The 14676-nt window shown below is 62.2% G+C and carries 16 protein-coding genes; 11 read left to right on the top strand and 5 right to left on the bottom strand.

The window, feature by feature from the left end; all coding sequences use genetic code 11:
* The first annotated feature begins 105 nt into the window (after positions 1 to 105).
* The 3 genes from dksA to ACSSNI_RS08590 are packed head-to-tail and all read left to right on the top strand — an operon-like array spanning position 106 to position 2357.
* Positions 106 to 510: an RNA polymerase-binding protein DksA gene (dksA, locus tag ACSSNI_RS08580; RefSeq protein WP_200636629.1), complete on the top strand. Its 405-nt coding sequence runs from the start codon at positions 106 to 108 to the stop codon at positions 508 to 510.
* Between the two features lie 9 nt (positions 511 to 519).
* Complete coding sequence (gene zigA, locus ACSSNI_RS08585; RefSeq protein ID WP_200636630.1) at positions 520 to 1722, top strand: zinc metallochaperone GTPase ZigA; 1203 nt, start codon at positions 520 to 522, stop codon at positions 1720 to 1722.
* Complete coding sequence (locus ACSSNI_RS08590; RefSeq protein ID WP_200636632.1) at positions 1722 to 2357, top strand: DUF1826 domain-containing protein; 636 nt, start codon at positions 1722 to 1724, stop codon at positions 2355 to 2357. The genes zigA and ACSSNI_RS08590 overlap by 1 nt, the downstream gene beginning before the upstream one ends.
* A 53-nt stretch (positions 2358 to 2410) precedes the next feature.
* On the opposite strand, the gene ACSSNI_RS08595 is transcribed toward ACSSNI_RS08590, so the two are convergent.
* On the bottom strand, positions 2411 to 2740 hold the full coding sequence (locus tag ACSSNI_RS08595) for a four-helix bundle copper-binding protein (RefSeq protein WP_102836949.1): 330 nt from the start codon (positions 2738 to 2740) through the stop codon (positions 2411 to 2413).
* A gap of 195 nt (positions 2741 to 2935) precedes the next feature.
* On the opposite strand from ACSSNI_RS08595, the gene ACSSNI_RS08600 reads away from it, so the two are divergent.
* The 3 genes from ACSSNI_RS08600 (at position 2936) to ACSSNI_RS08610 (ending at position 5425) form a co-directional block, all read left to right on the top strand.
* Positions 2936 to 3526 carry an IMPACT family protein gene (locus tag ACSSNI_RS08600; RefSeq protein ID WP_200636634.1) on the top strand — a complete coding sequence of 197 codons (591 nt, stop codon included), beginning with the start codon at positions 2936 to 2938 and terminating at the stop codon, positions 3524 to 3526.
* A gap of 151 nt (positions 3527 to 3677) precedes the next feature.
* Entirely contained in the window at positions 3678 to 3950 is a 273-nt protein-coding gene (locus ACSSNI_RS08605) for a hypothetical protein (RefSeq protein WP_200636635.1), read from the top strand.
* 524 nt (positions 3951 to 4474) lie between these two features.
* Positions 4475 to 5425 (top strand): adenosine deaminase, encoded by a 951-nt coding sequence (locus tag ACSSNI_RS08610; RefSeq protein WP_200636637.1) that lies wholly within the window; start codon positions 4475 to 4477, stop codon positions 5423 to 5425.
* Positions 5426 to 5453: 28 nt separating this feature from the next.
* On the opposite strand, the gene ACSSNI_RS08615 is transcribed toward ACSSNI_RS08610, so the two are convergent.
* Positions 5454 to 6371, bottom strand: coding sequence for a LysR family transcriptional regulator (locus ACSSNI_RS08615; protein WP_200636638.1), 918 nt, complete (start codon positions 6369 to 6371; stop codon positions 5454 to 5456).
* A 106-nt stretch (positions 6372 to 6477) separates the two neighbouring features.
* Here ACSSNI_RS08615 and ACSSNI_RS08620 point away from each other — a divergent pair, with 106 nt between their 5' ends.
* Positions 6478 to 7491, top strand: a complete 1014-nt coding sequence (locus ACSSNI_RS08620; RefSeq protein WP_200636639.1) for a zinc-binding alcohol dehydrogenase family protein — start codon at positions 6478 to 6480, stop codon at positions 7489 to 7491.
* A 16-nt stretch (positions 7492 to 7507) separates the two neighbouring features.
* Here the strand turns inward: ACSSNI_RS08620 and ACSSNI_RS08625 are convergent, their stop codons facing one another.
* A complete protein-coding gene (locus tag ACSSNI_RS08625; RefSeq protein ID WP_200636640.1) occupies positions 7508 to 8704 on the bottom strand; it encodes a Bcr/CflA family multidrug efflux MFS transporter in 1197 nt (398 codons plus the stop codon).
* A 205-nt stretch (positions 8705 to 8909) separates the two neighbouring features.
* On the opposite strand from ACSSNI_RS08625, the gene ACSSNI_RS08630 reads away from it, so the two are divergent.
* A complete protein-coding gene (locus ACSSNI_RS08630) occupies positions 8910 to 9539 on the top strand; it encodes a TetR family transcriptional regulator (RefSeq protein ID WP_200636641.1) in 630 nt (209 codons plus the stop codon).
* Between the two features lie 44 nt (positions 9540 to 9583).
* Here the strand turns inward: ACSSNI_RS08630 and ACSSNI_RS08635 are convergent, their stop codons facing one another.
* The gene (locus ACSSNI_RS08635; RefSeq protein WP_159967160.1) at positions 9584 to 9775 is read right to left on the bottom strand and encodes a heavy-metal-associated domain-containing protein; all 192 of its coding nucleotides are present in this window, start codon (positions 9773 to 9775) and stop codon (positions 9584 to 9586) included.
* Between the two features lie 155 nt (positions 9776 to 9930).
* On the opposite strand from ACSSNI_RS08635, the gene ACSSNI_RS08640 reads away from it, so the two are divergent.
* Together ACSSNI_RS08640 and cueR are read left to right on the top strand one after the other, a co-directional pair.
* Complete coding sequence (locus ACSSNI_RS08640) at positions 9931 to 12312, top strand: heavy metal translocating P-type ATPase (RefSeq protein WP_200636642.1); 2382 nt, start codon at positions 9931 to 9933, stop codon at positions 12310 to 12312.
* A 100-nt stretch (positions 12313 to 12412) separates the two neighbouring features.
* Positions 12413 to 12838 (top strand): Cu(I)-responsive transcriptional regulator, encoded by a 426-nt coding sequence (gene cueR, locus ACSSNI_RS08645; RefSeq protein ID WP_200636643.1) that lies wholly within the window; start codon positions 12413 to 12415, stop codon positions 12836 to 12838.
* A 68-nt stretch (positions 12839 to 12906) separates the two neighbouring features.
* Here cueR and bfr read toward each other — a convergent pair whose 3' ends face one another.
* The gene (gene bfr / locus ACSSNI_RS08650) at positions 12907 to 13374 is read right to left on the bottom strand and encodes a bacterioferritin (RefSeq protein ID WP_102836959.1); all 468 of its coding nucleotides are present in this window, start codon (positions 13372 to 13374) and stop codon (positions 12907 to 12909) included.
* A 218-nt stretch (positions 13375 to 13592) separates the two neighbouring features.
* On the opposite strand from bfr, the gene ACSSNI_RS08655 reads away from it, so the two are divergent.
* Entirely contained in the window at positions 13593 to 14675 is a 1083-nt protein-coding gene (locus ACSSNI_RS08655; RefSeq protein WP_200636645.1) for an efflux RND transporter periplasmic adaptor subunit, read from the top strand.
* Position 14676 lies beyond the last annotated feature (1 nt).

A 14676-nucleotide genomic window follows, 5' to 3' on the forward strand; every position in this document is an offset into this window, starting at 1 on the left:
TTTCCGATGCCCGTCACGGCTGGCCGCCCGGCCGACGTTGCCGTTTGCACAGCTTGCTTTATGTTATGTTATAACTATTGCATCCAAGTGACTGTGCATATCCCCATGACCGAAACCGAACTCCTCGCCCTGCCCGCCGACGCCTATATGAATGAGGCCCAACAAGGGTTCTTCCGTGACTTGCTGTTGCAGCAGCGCGCCGACTTGCAGGCGCGCATCGAGGACGAGTTCCAGCAATTGCGCGAACAAGAGCCCCGAAGCGATCCATCCGATGTCGGCACGGCTGAAGAGCAACGTCAGTGGCAACTAAGGCTGCTGGAGCGGGAAAAGAAGCTGCTCGACAAGATTGACGACTCGCTCGACGCCCTCGCCCGCGGCGAATACGGCTGGTGCGCCGAAACGGGCGACCCCATCGGGCTGAAGCGTCTGTTGCTGCGCCCCACCACGACGCTCTGCATCGAAGCCAAAGAGCGCCAGGAACAACGCGAAAAACACCAACGAACCGCCTGAGAGATCGCCATGAATCGCCTCCCCGTCACTGTGCTGTCCGGCTTTCTGGGCGCCGGCAAGAGCACGCTGCTGAACCACATCCTGAAGAACCGCGAGGGCCTGCGCGTCGCGGTGATCGTCAACGACATGAGTGAAATCAACATCGACGGCGGTGAGGTGCAACGCGATGTCAGCCTCAACCGTGCCGAAGAGAAACTGGTCGAGATGAGCAATGGCTGCATCTGCTGCACGCTGCGCGAAGACCTGCTCGATGAAGTGGCCAAGCTGGCACGTGAAGGCCGCTTCGATTACCTGCTGATCGAGTCCACCGGCATTTCCGAACCCTTGCCGGTAGCCGAGACCTTCACCTTCCGCGACGAGCAAGGTCAGAGTCTCGCCGACCTGGCACGGCTGGACACCATGGTCACGGTGGTCGACGGGGTCAACTTCCTGCGCGACTTCCACGAGGCCGAGCCTCTGGCCAGTCGTGGCGAAACCCTGGGCGAAGAGGATGAGCGCTCGATCACCGACCTGCTGATTGAGCAAGTGGAATTCGCCGACGTGATCCTCATCAGCAAGATCGATCTGATCTCCAGTGCCGAACGTGAAGAGCTGGGCGCCATCCTGGCCCGTTTGAACACCCACGCCGAAATCCTGCCCATCAGCATGGGCAACGTAGCGCTGTCGAAAATACTCGACACCGGACGCTTCGATTTCGAACGTGCGGCGCAGGCGCCGGGCTGGCTCAAGGAACTGCGTGGCGAGCACACTCCGGAAAGCGAAGCCTACGGTATCGCGTCTAGCGCCTACCTGGCGCGTCGCCCCTTCCATCCACAGCGCTTTCATGCCTTTCTCAACCGCGAGTGGAGTAATGGCCGACTGCTTCGCTCGAAGGGCTATTTCTGGCTGGCCAGCCGCCCGCAGGAAGCCGGTAGCTGGTCCCAAGCCGGCGGGCTGATGCGCTACGAATACGCCGGCCGCTGGTGGCGTTTCACTCCAGACGCCCAGTGGCCCGTAGACGAGGAATTGCGTGCGGCAATCCGCTTGAAATGGCGCGATGACAGCGGGGATTGCCGTCAGGAACTGGTCTTTATCGGCCAGCACATCGACTTCCATCGCTTGCGCGCCGAACTCGACGCCTGCCTGCTCAGTGAAGCCGAATGGGACCTAGGTCCGGAGCACTGGCTGCGTCTGCCCGACCCGTTCGTGCCCTGGCATCAGGAGGTTGCGTGATGCTGGCGCGGCAGCAGGTCAGTACGATCCCTCAGCAAGTTTTCGGAACTAGCCCCGCGATTTTGGGCGATGCGCTGCGTAATGACGTCAACCTCTCCGTATGGCAGCGCCAACTGCCGCCTCATATCGCCGGCTTCGCGCAGACCTTGATGGCGCTGGGTGAGCCCCTGGCCGAATCGCTGACCATCGAGCCTGATGAAAACGGCGAGGTCGAGACGTTTGCTCTGGCGACGGCCTACCGCGACATTGCCGGGCACGCTGGTTTCGTGGCTGACGTCGCCTGGTTGGTCCGCGCGTTCAGCTCTCTTGTCGAAGCACGCCGGATCGGGCTGCGACTGAGAATTCTGGACAAGGCGATGTGCCCACGCTTCCACGTCGACCATGTGCCCTTGCGCCTGATTACCACCTATGCCGGCGTGGGCAGCGAGTGGCTGCGTGAGCACGCCATACCGCGCCATCGCCTCGGCGATCCCAGGGTCGCACCGCAGGGCATCGAGCGACTGCTGGCGGGTGAAGTCGCGCTGTTCAAGGGAGAGAGATGGGAGGGTAACGAAGGCGCCGGCATCATCCACCGCTCACCGCAGGTGGCGCCCGGCGAGCGCAGGCTGATACTGACCCTGGACTGGCTGGCCTGAAAAAGGGCCGGCAGCTATGGCTGCTCGACCCTCGGGACCCAACGGCATATCGATCACGCCGCCATCTTTTCGCACTCTTCAGCGCATTGGCGACAGGCTTCGGCGCAGGCCTGGCAGTGGTCCATCTGGTGCTGGCCACATTCTTCAGCACAGTCGCGACAGGCTTGCGCACAGATGCGGCAAATCTCTTGGGCGAGCTTGCTGTCACGGGCCATGAGCGTGGCGGCGAGTGCACACAGGTCGGCGCAGTCTCGGTCAAGCTCGATGCAGCGGGCCATCATTTTCACGTCGTCTTCGCGCAGACAGGATGCAGCGCAGGTTTCACAAGCGATGGCGCAGTTGGAACACGCCTGGATGCATGCGTCGAATTTGGCATTGAGCATTGGATACCTCCATGGTCGATGTTGAGGGCGGCGATGGTTCGCCCTTTCAGCTATTTCGTGCCGATCGCGCTGCGCTAAGTTCAGTCTGATCGACCCAGTGGCCCTTCCATCGCCACTGCGGCCGACGTGTCGGGTCCCCGCTCGGCTACGGTCGCCGCTACAATCCCAAATCCCTTTTCACAGCCTGCGATGCACATGACCTCGACCCTTGCCTCGCCTTGCGAATATCAGGAAACCATCCGCAAGAGCCGCTTCCTCGCCAAGGCTGCGCCGGTGTCCAGCGCTGACGACGCCCACGCGTTTATCCAGGCCGTCAGCGATGCCAGCGCCACGCATAACTGTTGGGCATGGAAGGTCGGTAACCAATACCGATTCAGCGATGATGGCGAGCCCGGCGGAACGGCTGGTCGCCCCATGCTGACCGCCATCGAAGGGCAGGACTGCGACCAGGTGGTCGTGGTGGTGATTCGCTGGTTCGGCGGCATCCAACTCGGGACTGGCGGCCTGGCCCGAGCCTATGGCGGCGCTGCGGCGAAATGTCTGCAGGCTGGCGAGCGCGTCGAGCTGGTTGCCAGGGTTCGCTGCAGCTGTCACTGCCGCTTCGCCGAGTTGGCGCTGCTCAAGTCGCGCCTGAGTGACTATGACGCACTGATTGACAGCGAAACCTTCGACGCAGAAGGCGCCGAATTGCAACTGGCCTTCCCAGCGGCGCTGCAGCCGCAGGTGCAGAAACTACTGTCCGACATCAGCCGTGGCCGCTCCGAACTGCACTTGCTGGAGCCCTGAGCATCGCGTCTCGTTGAACTGCTCGATATCAGAGAAGTCCCTATAACAGCGGCACTTGCCGTTGGGTCGGCGCAGTCATGCGCATGTCCCCCAACATAAACGAGTGGAAGTGCCGAGACACGCATTCCGCTGCGAAACAGGAGTCTGACTAATGAAAAGCAAATATAAGTGGCTGATCCCCGGCGCCGTGCTGCTGACCACCTTGGGCATGGCCGGTTGCGATGTCGAGAAAACCGAAGAAGGCTCGCTGCCAGACGTAGAAGTCGAAGGCGGCAACATGCCTGAGTACGACGTCGATGCGCCAGAAGTGGATGTTGGCACCAAGGAAAAGGTCATCACTGTTCCTGATGTCGATGTGACCATGCCTGACGATGATGAGCCCGACGTTGTGCGTGAACCTGTCGAGCCCATCAAGCAAAACTGACAAGTAGCGACGCGTGTCATAACGGCGCGCCAGGCTCGAAAGCCGTGCTTGCAACAGCAAGTGCGGCTTTTTTATGTCGTCAGGTTTTCCACCATTTATGTGCATCAAGTTGTGGATAACAATGTGAGCAACCCTGCAACCCCAATCCTGATGCGGCCCCGGCAATATCGATCATTTTTTGATCTGCGCCACCGGAAGCTTGCACATATCACCAAAACACGTTGATTTTCATCGTTTTTTTATCGCCTGAACCATGCCCAGCGTGCGATTGCAGATCGCTATCATCGTTTCGTCTGGTTATTCGCAATTGCAGTGGACAAGCTTGTGGATAACCTTTGGGCTGTCAGCGGCCGGCCCCGTCCGGCCTCGCTTGGAACAACTTGCTCGTTTTTTGCACAGGCCCAATAGCTGACCGGCGAACAATTCCGGGCAATGCTCGGTCACTTGCAGTCGGATCGTTAGTTGACCTTTGGGTCAACTCCTCCAACATGCTTAAATGCAATTTTTCAGGACGGGGGTTTCTCATGTACGACTGGCTCAACGCCTTGCCCAAAGCCGAGCTTCATCTGCACCTCGAGGGCTCGCTCGAACCCGAGCTGCTGTTTCGCCTGGCCGAACGCAACAGGATTGCCCTGCCCTGGGACAATGTCGACGCGCTGCGCAGCGCCTACAACTTCGGCAATTTGCAGGAGTTTCTTGATCTGTACTACGCCGGGGCCGACGTACTTCGCACCGAGCAGGATTTCTACGACCTGACCTGGGCCTACCTGCAGAAGTGCGAAGAGCAGAACGTCGTCCACACCGAGCCTTTCTACGATCCGCAGACCCACACGGATCGCGGCATCCCGTTCGAAGTTGCCATGCGCGGCATCAGCGGCGCCTTGGCTGACGGCCGCGAGCTGCTCGGCATCAGCAGCGGCCTGATCCTGAGCTTTCTGCGTCACCTGCCCGAAGAGGCCGCGTTCAAGACGCTGGAGCAGGCGATGCCGTTCCGCGACGCTTTCTTCGCGGTCGGTCTGGACAGTTCAGAAATGGGTCATCCGCCGAGCAAGTTCGAGCGCGTCTTTGCCAAGGCCCGTGCCGAAGGCTTCCTCGCCGTGGCACATGCCGGTGAAGAAGGCCCTCCCGAATACATCTGGGAAGCGCTGGACCTGCTCAAGGTCAGCCGCATCGACCACGGCGTGCGCGCCTCCGAAGATCCGAAGCTGATCCAGCGGCTGATCGAGGAGCAGATTCCACTCACGGTCTGCCCGTTGTCCAACACCAAACTCTGCGTGTTCGACGACATGAGTCAGCACAACATCCTGCAGATGCTGGAACAGGGCGTGAAGGTGACGGTGAACTCCGACGACCCGGCTTACTTCGGCGGTTACGTCACCGAGAATTTCATGGCGCTGCATGAAAGCTTGGGGATGACCGAAGATCAGGCGCGCCGCCTGGCTCAGAACAGCCTCGACGCCCGCTTGGCCAAGTGATCGGCAAGGGCCGCCGCCGCGCGGCCCGTCAGCTCGAGAACGGAGCCAGCTGCATCAGCACCTGGCATCGCTCGATTAGATGTTCGCGCAACAGCCGCACCCGTTCGCCCAGATGCGCACGGTGGGCGCAGATCAGGTTCAGCGGCGTCGGCTCGCCCAGCAGCTCCGGCAGCAGCACGAACAGTCGCCCCGCCTGCACATCCTGAGCGATGTCCAGCCAGGATTTATACACAATTCCCCGCCCGGCCAGCGCCCAGCGCCGCACCACATCGGCGTCATCGCTGATGCGATCCCCGCTGACTGCCTGTTCCAGCTGACGGCGACCCTCGCTGAAGCACCAGCGTTCGTGCACCCGTCCCGCCAGCATGAAGCGCAAGCAGTTATGGTCGGCAAGCTCGGCAAGGGAGCGCGGCGCTCCGTGTACACCGAGGTAGCCCGGCGAGGCGCAAAGCACTCGCCTGTTTGCTGAAGCTACCGGTAGCGCCACCAGACTGGAGTCTTCCGGCAGACCATAGCGCAGCGCGACGTCGACCTGCTGTCGAAACAAATCGGCGTTGCGATCGGCCAACAACAGCCGAAGGCTCAATCGCGGGTGCTGCAGCTGAAACTCGTCCAGCCATGTCAAGAGCACATTGCGGCCGAAATCCGACGGCGCCGACAGCTGCAGCGTGCCGCTGATACTCGCTTTCCCACCGGCCAGCAGTTGCCGACCCTCGAGCAGGCTCTGCAGCGCTGAACGCGCATGGGGCAGATAAGCCTCGCCGTCATCGGTCAACCTCAGGCTCCGGGTCGAACGCACCAGCAAACGACAGCCCAACTGCGTCTCCAGTCGCTTGAGGGCCGCACTGGCAACGGCTGGCGACAATTCCAGCTGCCGAGCAGCGGCCGACAGACTCCCCAGTTCAGCGGTCAGCACAAATACCTGTAGGTCATCGCTGCGCAGCATTTTCAATATTCCATTGAAAGAGTCTCTGCGAAATATGCTGTTTTTCATCGCAGCGCGAAAGCCGAACATGGCGGTATTCAATGCGCATTTCTAGAGGAGACCCAAGATGAAAGCCATCGGCTACCAACAGTCCCTGCCCATCGACAATCCGCATTCACTGCTGGATATCGAACTGCCCGAGCCCACACCCGGCCCGCGCGACCTGCTGGTTGAAGTGCGCGCCATCTCGGTGAACCCAGTCGACACCAAGATCCGCATGCGCGTACAGCCCGAAGCCGAACAGCATCAGGTGCTGGGTTGGGACGTAGCAGGTCTGGTGCGCTCGGTAGGCAGCGAGGTCACCCTGTTTGCCCCTGGCGACGAGGTGTTCTACGCCGGCGCGCTGGATCGGCCGGGGGCCAACAGCGAACTGCACCTGGTCGATGAGCGCATTGTTGGACGTAAGCCCGCCACACTTGGCTTTGCCGACGCCGCGGCCTTGCCGTTGACCTCGATCACGGCCTGGGAGCTGCTGTTCGAGCGCTTGCAGATAGGCGAAGGCAAGGAAGATCGCGATCAGCGTTTGCTTATCGTCGGTGCAGCAGGGGGTGTGGGCTCAATCCTCACACAGCTGGCGCGCCAGTTGACCGGACTGAAAGTGATCGGCACCGCCTCGCGCAGCGATACCCAAACCTGGGTGCGCGAGCTGGGCGCTCATGAGGTAATCGATCACAGCCAGCCGTTGGCCGCCGAGCTGCAACGTCTGGGCATCAATGACGTAACCCACGTCGCGAGCCTGACCCACACCGATACGCATCTGCCGCAGATTGTCGAAGCGCTGCAGCCACAGGGTCGCCTGGCGCTGATCGACGACCCGGCGAGCCTCGACATCAGCCTGCTCAAGCGCAAGAGCCTGTCGCTGCACTGGGAGTTCATGTACACCCGTTCGCTGTTCCAGACGCCCGACATGATTGCGCAGCACCAACTGCTCAACCGGGTCGCGGAGCTGATCGACACCGGCGTGCTGAAGACCACCCTGGGTGAGCACTACGGCGCCATCAACGCCGAAAATCTGCGCCGGGCACATGCCTTCATCGAGAGCGGCAAGGCCAAAGGCAAGATCGTCCTTGAAGGGTTCTGACGGATGCGGGACCGCCTCAGGACGAGGCGGTCTCGCTGCGTTGGGATAGGCTGCTCTGGCCGGTATACCAGGCCAGGCACGCCGCCAGACCGGCACACACAGTGATAGCCAAGGCCATAGGCACGGCTGTGCCGTTATGCATCCAACCCACGGCCGCCGAGGCGAAGGCGGCAACACAGAACTGCATGCTGCCCATCAACGCCGACGCCAAGCCCGCCTGCTTGCCCTGCTTCGCCATGGCGCAGGCGGTCGCATTGGGCAGGATGCTGCCTAGGCTCGCCAGGCCGGCGAACAACGGAATAAGCAACGGCCAGAGTGCCTCCGGCTTGCTCAGCGCAATCATCAGTAAAGCCGCGCCGCAGGCAAAGTAGAGCCAGACCAGACGCCGCAGCCAGAAACCAGGGCCGCGCAGACGCAACAGCCGCGCATTGATCTGCGAGACGAGGATGAACCCCGCCGCATTGCTGCCGAACAGCCAGCCGTAGTGCTCGGCCGGAACGCCATACAGTTCGATGAAGACGAAGGGCGAGCCGGCGATATAGGCAAACATACCGGCCATCGCCACGCCGCCCGAGAGCGCAAAGGCGATGAATTCGCGGTCACGAAACAACGCTACGTAGCGCCCAAGGGTTCCGCGCAAGGCGTGTTTGGGTGCATCGGCCGGCAAGGTTTCCGGCAGCCGTAGCGCAACCGCAACGCCACACAGCGCGCTGAATATCGTCAGCGAGACGAAGATAGCCTGCCAGCCAAAGGCGTTCATCAGCAGCCCACCGGCCAGCGGCGCGAGGATCGGCGCCAGCCCCATCACCAGCATCAGCTGCGAAAAGACTTTGGCGCCCTGCACCGGATCGCACCAGTCGCGTACTACTGCGCGAGTCACCACGATGCCTGCGCAGCCACCCAGCGCCTGGACGAAACGCGCAGCGATCAGCCAGTCCAGTGACGGCGCAAAGGCACACGCCAGCGACGCCAGGGTAAACAGCGTCACGCCCACCAGCAGCGGCCAGCGGCGTCCATACCGATCCGCCAGCGGCCCATAGATCAGCTGGCCAAGAGCCAGACCGATGAAGTAAGCCGCCAGTGACAGCTGCACGTGTTCCACATCCGTGGCAAAAGCGCGCGCCATCGAGGGAAACGCCGGCAGGTAGAAATCGATAGCCAACGGGCCAAAGGCGCTGAGCGCGCCCAGAATGAGCAGAATCGGAAGGGGCATGGATAAACTCGCGGGGCGGAAAAAGCCGAAGCATCGACACGCAGCGAAGCCGCGACCGAGATCGAACGTTTACAGAGAAGCTGAGATGCTGTTACATACACAGACGATTGTAAACATCCAAAGTTGCAGAGGTTAAAGGACGAACTCCGCATTGCCCGCCGTGAAGGCATTATTCACTGCAGTATCAGGCTGCCGTAGCTCACCCATGCGAAGAACCAAAGAAGACGCCGAAAAGACCCGTGTTGCCCTGCTCGCCTCTGCCGAGCGGCTGTTTCTCGACAAGGGGGTGGCGCACACCAGTCTCGATCAGATTGCCCGCGACGCCGGCGTGACCCGCGGCGCCGTGTACTGGCACTTCCAGAACAAGGCTCACCTGTTTCACGAAATGCTCAACCAGGTTCGCCTGCCCCCGGAACAGATGGCCGAGCGGCTTTGCGGCTGCACCCAGCAGCAGCCGCTGAGGGCGCTGTATGACCTTTGTATCGAAGGCATCGGTGCCTTGGGTCGGGATGAGCAGAAGCGCCGGGTCATGACCATCCTCCTGCACCGTTGCGAATTCACCGATGAATTACGCGAAGCGGAGGAGCGGCACCAGGCGTTCATCAACCAATTCATTGAGCTTTGCGAAAAGCTGCTGGAGAGCTCCGTTGACAGCCTGTATCCAGGCATTACTCCGCGGTTGGCCGCGCGCACTTTGCACGCGCTGATCGTCGGCGTGTTCAGCGACTGGACCCGCGACCCGACCCTGTTCGATCCGGAAAAGGATTGCGCCGCACTGATCGACCCGGTGTTCCGAGGCTTGGTCAAGGACTGGGACAGTTCCGCCGTACGCTGAGGTATCCCTAGCAAACGCGGCAGCACCAGCTGCCGCGTGCTGCATCACTGGACCTGATAGCCCTCTTCTTCAATCGCCTCGCGGATGGACGCCTCGTCCAGCCCGCCTTCCACTTGCACCACGCCCGCCTCAAGGTCGACATCGACCTTGGCATCGCTATCACGGGACTGGATCGCCTGAATGACGGCGCGCCGGCAATGCTCGCAGGTCATGCCTTTCACGTTGAATGTCTTCATCGGTTGCTCCTTTCGCTCGTTGGACACACCAGCATGCTCAACCTTGCCACACTGACAAGGTCAATAGGCTTGGCTGCGACATCCTGTTACTGGACTTGACCTTCCCACAAGGTGAAGGTTGATCCTCAGCGGCAACTGGCCTATTCGGAGCAAACATGACGAGCGCAACCTACACGCTGCCTATCTCCGGCATGACCTGCGCGAGCTGCGCCGGACGGGTCGAGCGCGCCCTGCTGAAGGTGCCCGGCGTCGACAGCGCTGCGGTGAATCTTGCCGCCGAGCAAGTCCGCGTGCAGACCCATGAAGGCGACCTCGCCGAACTGGTACAGGCGGTGGAAAAAGCGGGCTACGGCGTGCCGGTACAAACCCTGGAACTGGCCATCGAAGGCATGACCTGCGCCAGCTGTGCCGGTCGCATCGAGCGTGCATTGCTCAAGGTGCCGGGCGTGCGCAGCGCCTCGGTGAACCTGGCCAACGAACGTGCCCGTATCGAAGTGCTCGGCGCGGTCGACTCGTCAGTACTGATCGCAGCGGTCGAGGCCGCCGGCTACAAGGCACAAGCCAGCAGCGATAGCGAGCCGGCCACTGACCAGAGCGAAAGCCGTTTGCGCCGTGAACGCTGGGCCGTTATTGCCGCGTTGCTGCTCGCCGCACCGCTGGTCATTCCAATGTTTGGCGACCTCCTGGGCCTGCATTGGATGTTGCCGCCCTGGATGCAGTTCGTGCTCGCCACGCCGGTGCAATTCATTCTTGGTGCGCGTTTCTACGTGGCGGGTTGGAAGGCCGTGCGGGCCGGGGCCGGCAACATGGACCTGCTGGTCGCGATCGGCACCAGCGCCGGCTATGGCCTGAGTCTCTACCAGTGGTGGGTCGCAGAGGCCGGGCAGATGCCGCATCTGTATTTCGAAGCGTCCGCCGTGGTGATCGCCCTCGTCTTGTTGGGCAAGTACCTAGAAAGCCGTGCCAAACGCCAGACCAGCGCAGCCATTCGTGCACTGGAGGCGCTCCGGCCCGATCGCGCCGTACGTGTGGTCGACGGCCGCGAAGAAGAGGTGGCGATTGCGGTCCTGCGTCTGAACGACCTGGTGCTGGTCAAGCCCGGCGAACGTTTTCCGGTTGACGGCGAAGTGGTCGAAGGCGAAAGCCAGGCCGACGAGGCCCTGATCAGCGGTGAAAGCTTGCCGGTGGCGAAGGCGCCGGGCGACAGCATCACCGGTGGCGCAATCAACGGTGAAGGCCGGTTGCTGGTACGCACCACCGCATTGGGCGGCGAAACGGTGCTGGCGCGCATCATCCGCTTGGTCGAAGACGCGCAGGCCGCTAAGGCCCCCATCCAGAAGCTGGTGGACAAGGTCAGTCAGGTGTTCGTCCCGGCGGTGCTGGTGATTGCTCTGTTGACCCTGGCGGGCTGGCTGTTCGTTGGCGCGCCCGCCGAGGTGGCGTTGATCAATGCGGTTGCCGTGCTGGTCATCGCCTGTCCCTGTGCGCTTGGGCTTGCGACGCCCGCTGCGATCATGGCCGGCACCGGTGTCGCCGCGCGCCACGGCATTCTGATCAAGGATGCTGAAGCGCTGGAGGTCGCCCATGCCGTGACAGCGGTCGCCTTCGACAAGACCGGAACGCTCACGTCCGGCAAGCCGCGCATCGTTCACCTGCACGCCGTTGATGGCGACGAGTCCGCGCTGTTGCAACAGGCCGGTGCGCTGCAACGCGGCAGCGAACATCCGCTGGCGCAGGCGGTGCTGGACCGCTGTGCCGAGCAAGGACTGACAGTGGCTGACGTGGAGCGCAGCCAGTCGCTGACCGGACGCGGCATCGCCGGCGATCTCGATGGCCGCTCGCTGGCGCTGGGCAACCGCCGGCTGCTGGACGACAGCGGCCTGCAGCCGGGCGAGCTGGCGGGCAAAGCCGAGGCCTGGGAAAGCGAAGGCCGCACCCTCTCCTGGCTGATCGAAACGGCACCGCAGCAGCGCGTCCTCGGCCTGTTCGCCTTTGGCGACAGCCTCAAGGATGGCGCGGCGCAAGCCATCGCTGCCCTCAATGCGCGGCATATTCGCAGCCACCTGATCACCGGCGATAACCGCGGCAGCGCTCGCGTGGTGGCCGAGGCGCTACAGATCGACAGTGTGCACGCCGAAGTGCTGCCAGCGGACAAGGCCGCTACGGTCGCCGAACTGAAAAAAGGCGGTGCAGTGGTGGCGATGGTGGGCGACGGCATCAACGATGCCCCGGCCTTGGCCGCCGCCGATGTCGGCATCGCCATGGGCGGCGGCACGGACGTTGCCATGCATGCGGCGGGGATCACCCTGATGCGCGGCGATCCCAAGCTGGTGCCAGCTGCGCTGGAGATCAGCCGACGCACCTATCGCAAGATCCAGCAGAACCTCTTCTGGGCGTTCATCTACAACCTGGTGGGGATTCCCCTGGCAGCTTTCGGTTTCCTGAGTCCGGTAGTGGCGGGCGCGGCGATGGCGTTGTCGAGTGTCAGCGTGGTCAGCAACGCGCTGTTGCTCAAGCGTTGGGAGCCGAAGGAATAGAACCTGCAGCCCGCGCGCGCTACCGGCCTCTCAAGGTCCTGGGCCACCGCGCGCGGTTCGCTACACCACCAGCCCAACACTGACTTGTCTGGATGCCCACATGAATATTGGCCAAGCAGCAAAGAAAAGCGGGTTGTCAGCCAAGATGATTCGCTACTACGAGTCCATCGACCTGATCTCGCCTGCCGGACGCAGCGCCAACGGTTACCGCCACTACGGTGAGGAAGACCTGCATCGCCTCGCGTTCATCAAGCGCTCGCGGGATATGGGCTTCTCCTTGGAAGAAGTGAGCAAGTTGCTCAGGCTCTGGCAGGACCGTCAGCGCGCCAGCGCCGATGTGAAAGCCGTGGCTGGCGCACATATCGATGCGCTCAATCAGAAGATTGCCGAACTGGTGGGGTTACGTGACACCCTGCAGGACCTGGTCGATACCTGCCAGGGTGATGACCGGCCGGATTGCCCCATCCTCAAGGACCTGGAATCCGGCGGGTGCTGCTCGTCCAGCGCACCCCGTGAGCGCAGCTAGACAGAGCAACACCGCTTTTCCATCAGGGAAGCAACAAGGCCAGGCATTGCGCCTGGCCTCGCGATAGATCAGCTAGCCTGCGATTGCAGGTAGTTCTGCAGCCCGATGCGGTCGATCATGCCGAGCTGCTGCTCCAGCCAGTAGGCGTGATCTTCTTCAGTGTCCATCAGCTGCAGCTCGAGAATTTCACGGGTCTGGTAATCACCGTGCTGCTCGGCCAGGGTGATGCCCTTGGCCAGGGCTTCGCGCACCTTGTATTCGAGTGCCAGATCGGCGCGCAACATCTCGGGCACAGTGTGGCCGGGATGCATTGCCTCCGGCGTCATGTCCGGTGTGCCTTCGAGGAACAGGATGCGCTTGAGCAGCGCATCGGCGTGCTCGGTTTCCTCCTGCATTTCGTGGTTGATCCGCTCGTAGAGCTTGGTGAACCCCCAGTCGGCATACATCCGCGAGTGCAGGAAATACTGATCGCGCGCCGCCAGCTCCCCACGCAGCAGTTCTTTGAGATATTCGATGACCTGTGGCTGACCTTGCATTGCGACTCTCTCCTGCACTGACTTTTGAACGCCGGACAATGATACGCCCAATCGGCGGCGGATTGACCGTGGCCCCGTTGCCGCAGGCAAAACCAGCTGACCAGTGGGTCAGTTCAGCATAGGCCGAACTCCCGAGCCAGAGCGGGGTTCTACTGAATCTGTCGCGGCGTTTCGCATTGTCGCGACGTCTTGCTCGTCGCCATTGTCCAGGAGAACGGATGCCGCTCTTAACGTCCCGAGGCCACTCACGACATCGCTTTACCATCGCTTCAATCTGCATTGGGCTGACCCTGTCCGGCTGCGCCGAGGACAAGGAACCTGTTCAGGTGCCGCCACGCGTTGCCTTCGTCGAGCCGCTACAACGTATTGATAACGGCCCCGAGTCGTTGCGCTTTCCCGGTGTGGTCGAAAGCGTGACCAGCACGCAGCTGGCGTTCCAGGTGCCGGGGCGCGTCGAGCGCATCCTTGTCGACGAGGGCGAGCACGTCGAAAAAGGCCAGCCGGTCGCCGCACTCGACGACACCGATTACCAGCTGCAACTGCGCGAGGCCCAAGCACGGCTGCGTCAGCTGGAGGCGGATCTGAGCCGCAAGCGTGCGTTGCTGGCCGAAGGAATTCTCGCCCCCGCCGCGGTAGAGCCGCTGCAGGCCAGTGTGGTGGCGGCACGCGTCGCTCGCGACAGCGCGCAGCGCAATATCAAGCACAGCACACTGGAGGCGCCGTTCGACGGCGTCGTCGCGCGGCGGCTGGTCGAGCCGGACATGGTGGTCGCCACGGGTACACCGGTGCTCGAGCTGCAGAACAACCAGCACATTGAAGTCACCGTTGACCTGCCCGAAACAGCAGCGCTGAGCATCCCCCTGAATGAAACGCTGCAGGCCGTCGGCGAGCTGGTGATTGCCGACCTGACGCTGCCGCTTGAATACAAGGAACACAGCACCCAGCCGCGCGAAGGCTCGCGCACCTACAGCCTGACGCTACAGGGCCAACCGCCGGAGGACTTCAACCTGCTGCCAGGTATGGCCATGCGGGTTCGCCTCGAGCGGCCTGCCGAGCCACAGAGCGAGAAAACACCGCGTTTTCGCGTGCCGCTCAATGCGGTGCAGACAGCACCCAATGGCAGCCATTACCTGTGGCTGGCGGTGGACGGACAGGCACAGCGCCATGACCTGCAGCTCGAACGGATCGAAGACGACCATGCGGTGGTCAGCGGCGAGCTTAACAACGACATGCTGGTGGTCGTAGCGGGTGGCAGCAAGCTCTCGGAAGACCAACCGATCAAAGCCGAGCGGCGGAAGTAAG

Source organism: Stutzerimonas tianxiuensis, assembly GCF_053470365.1.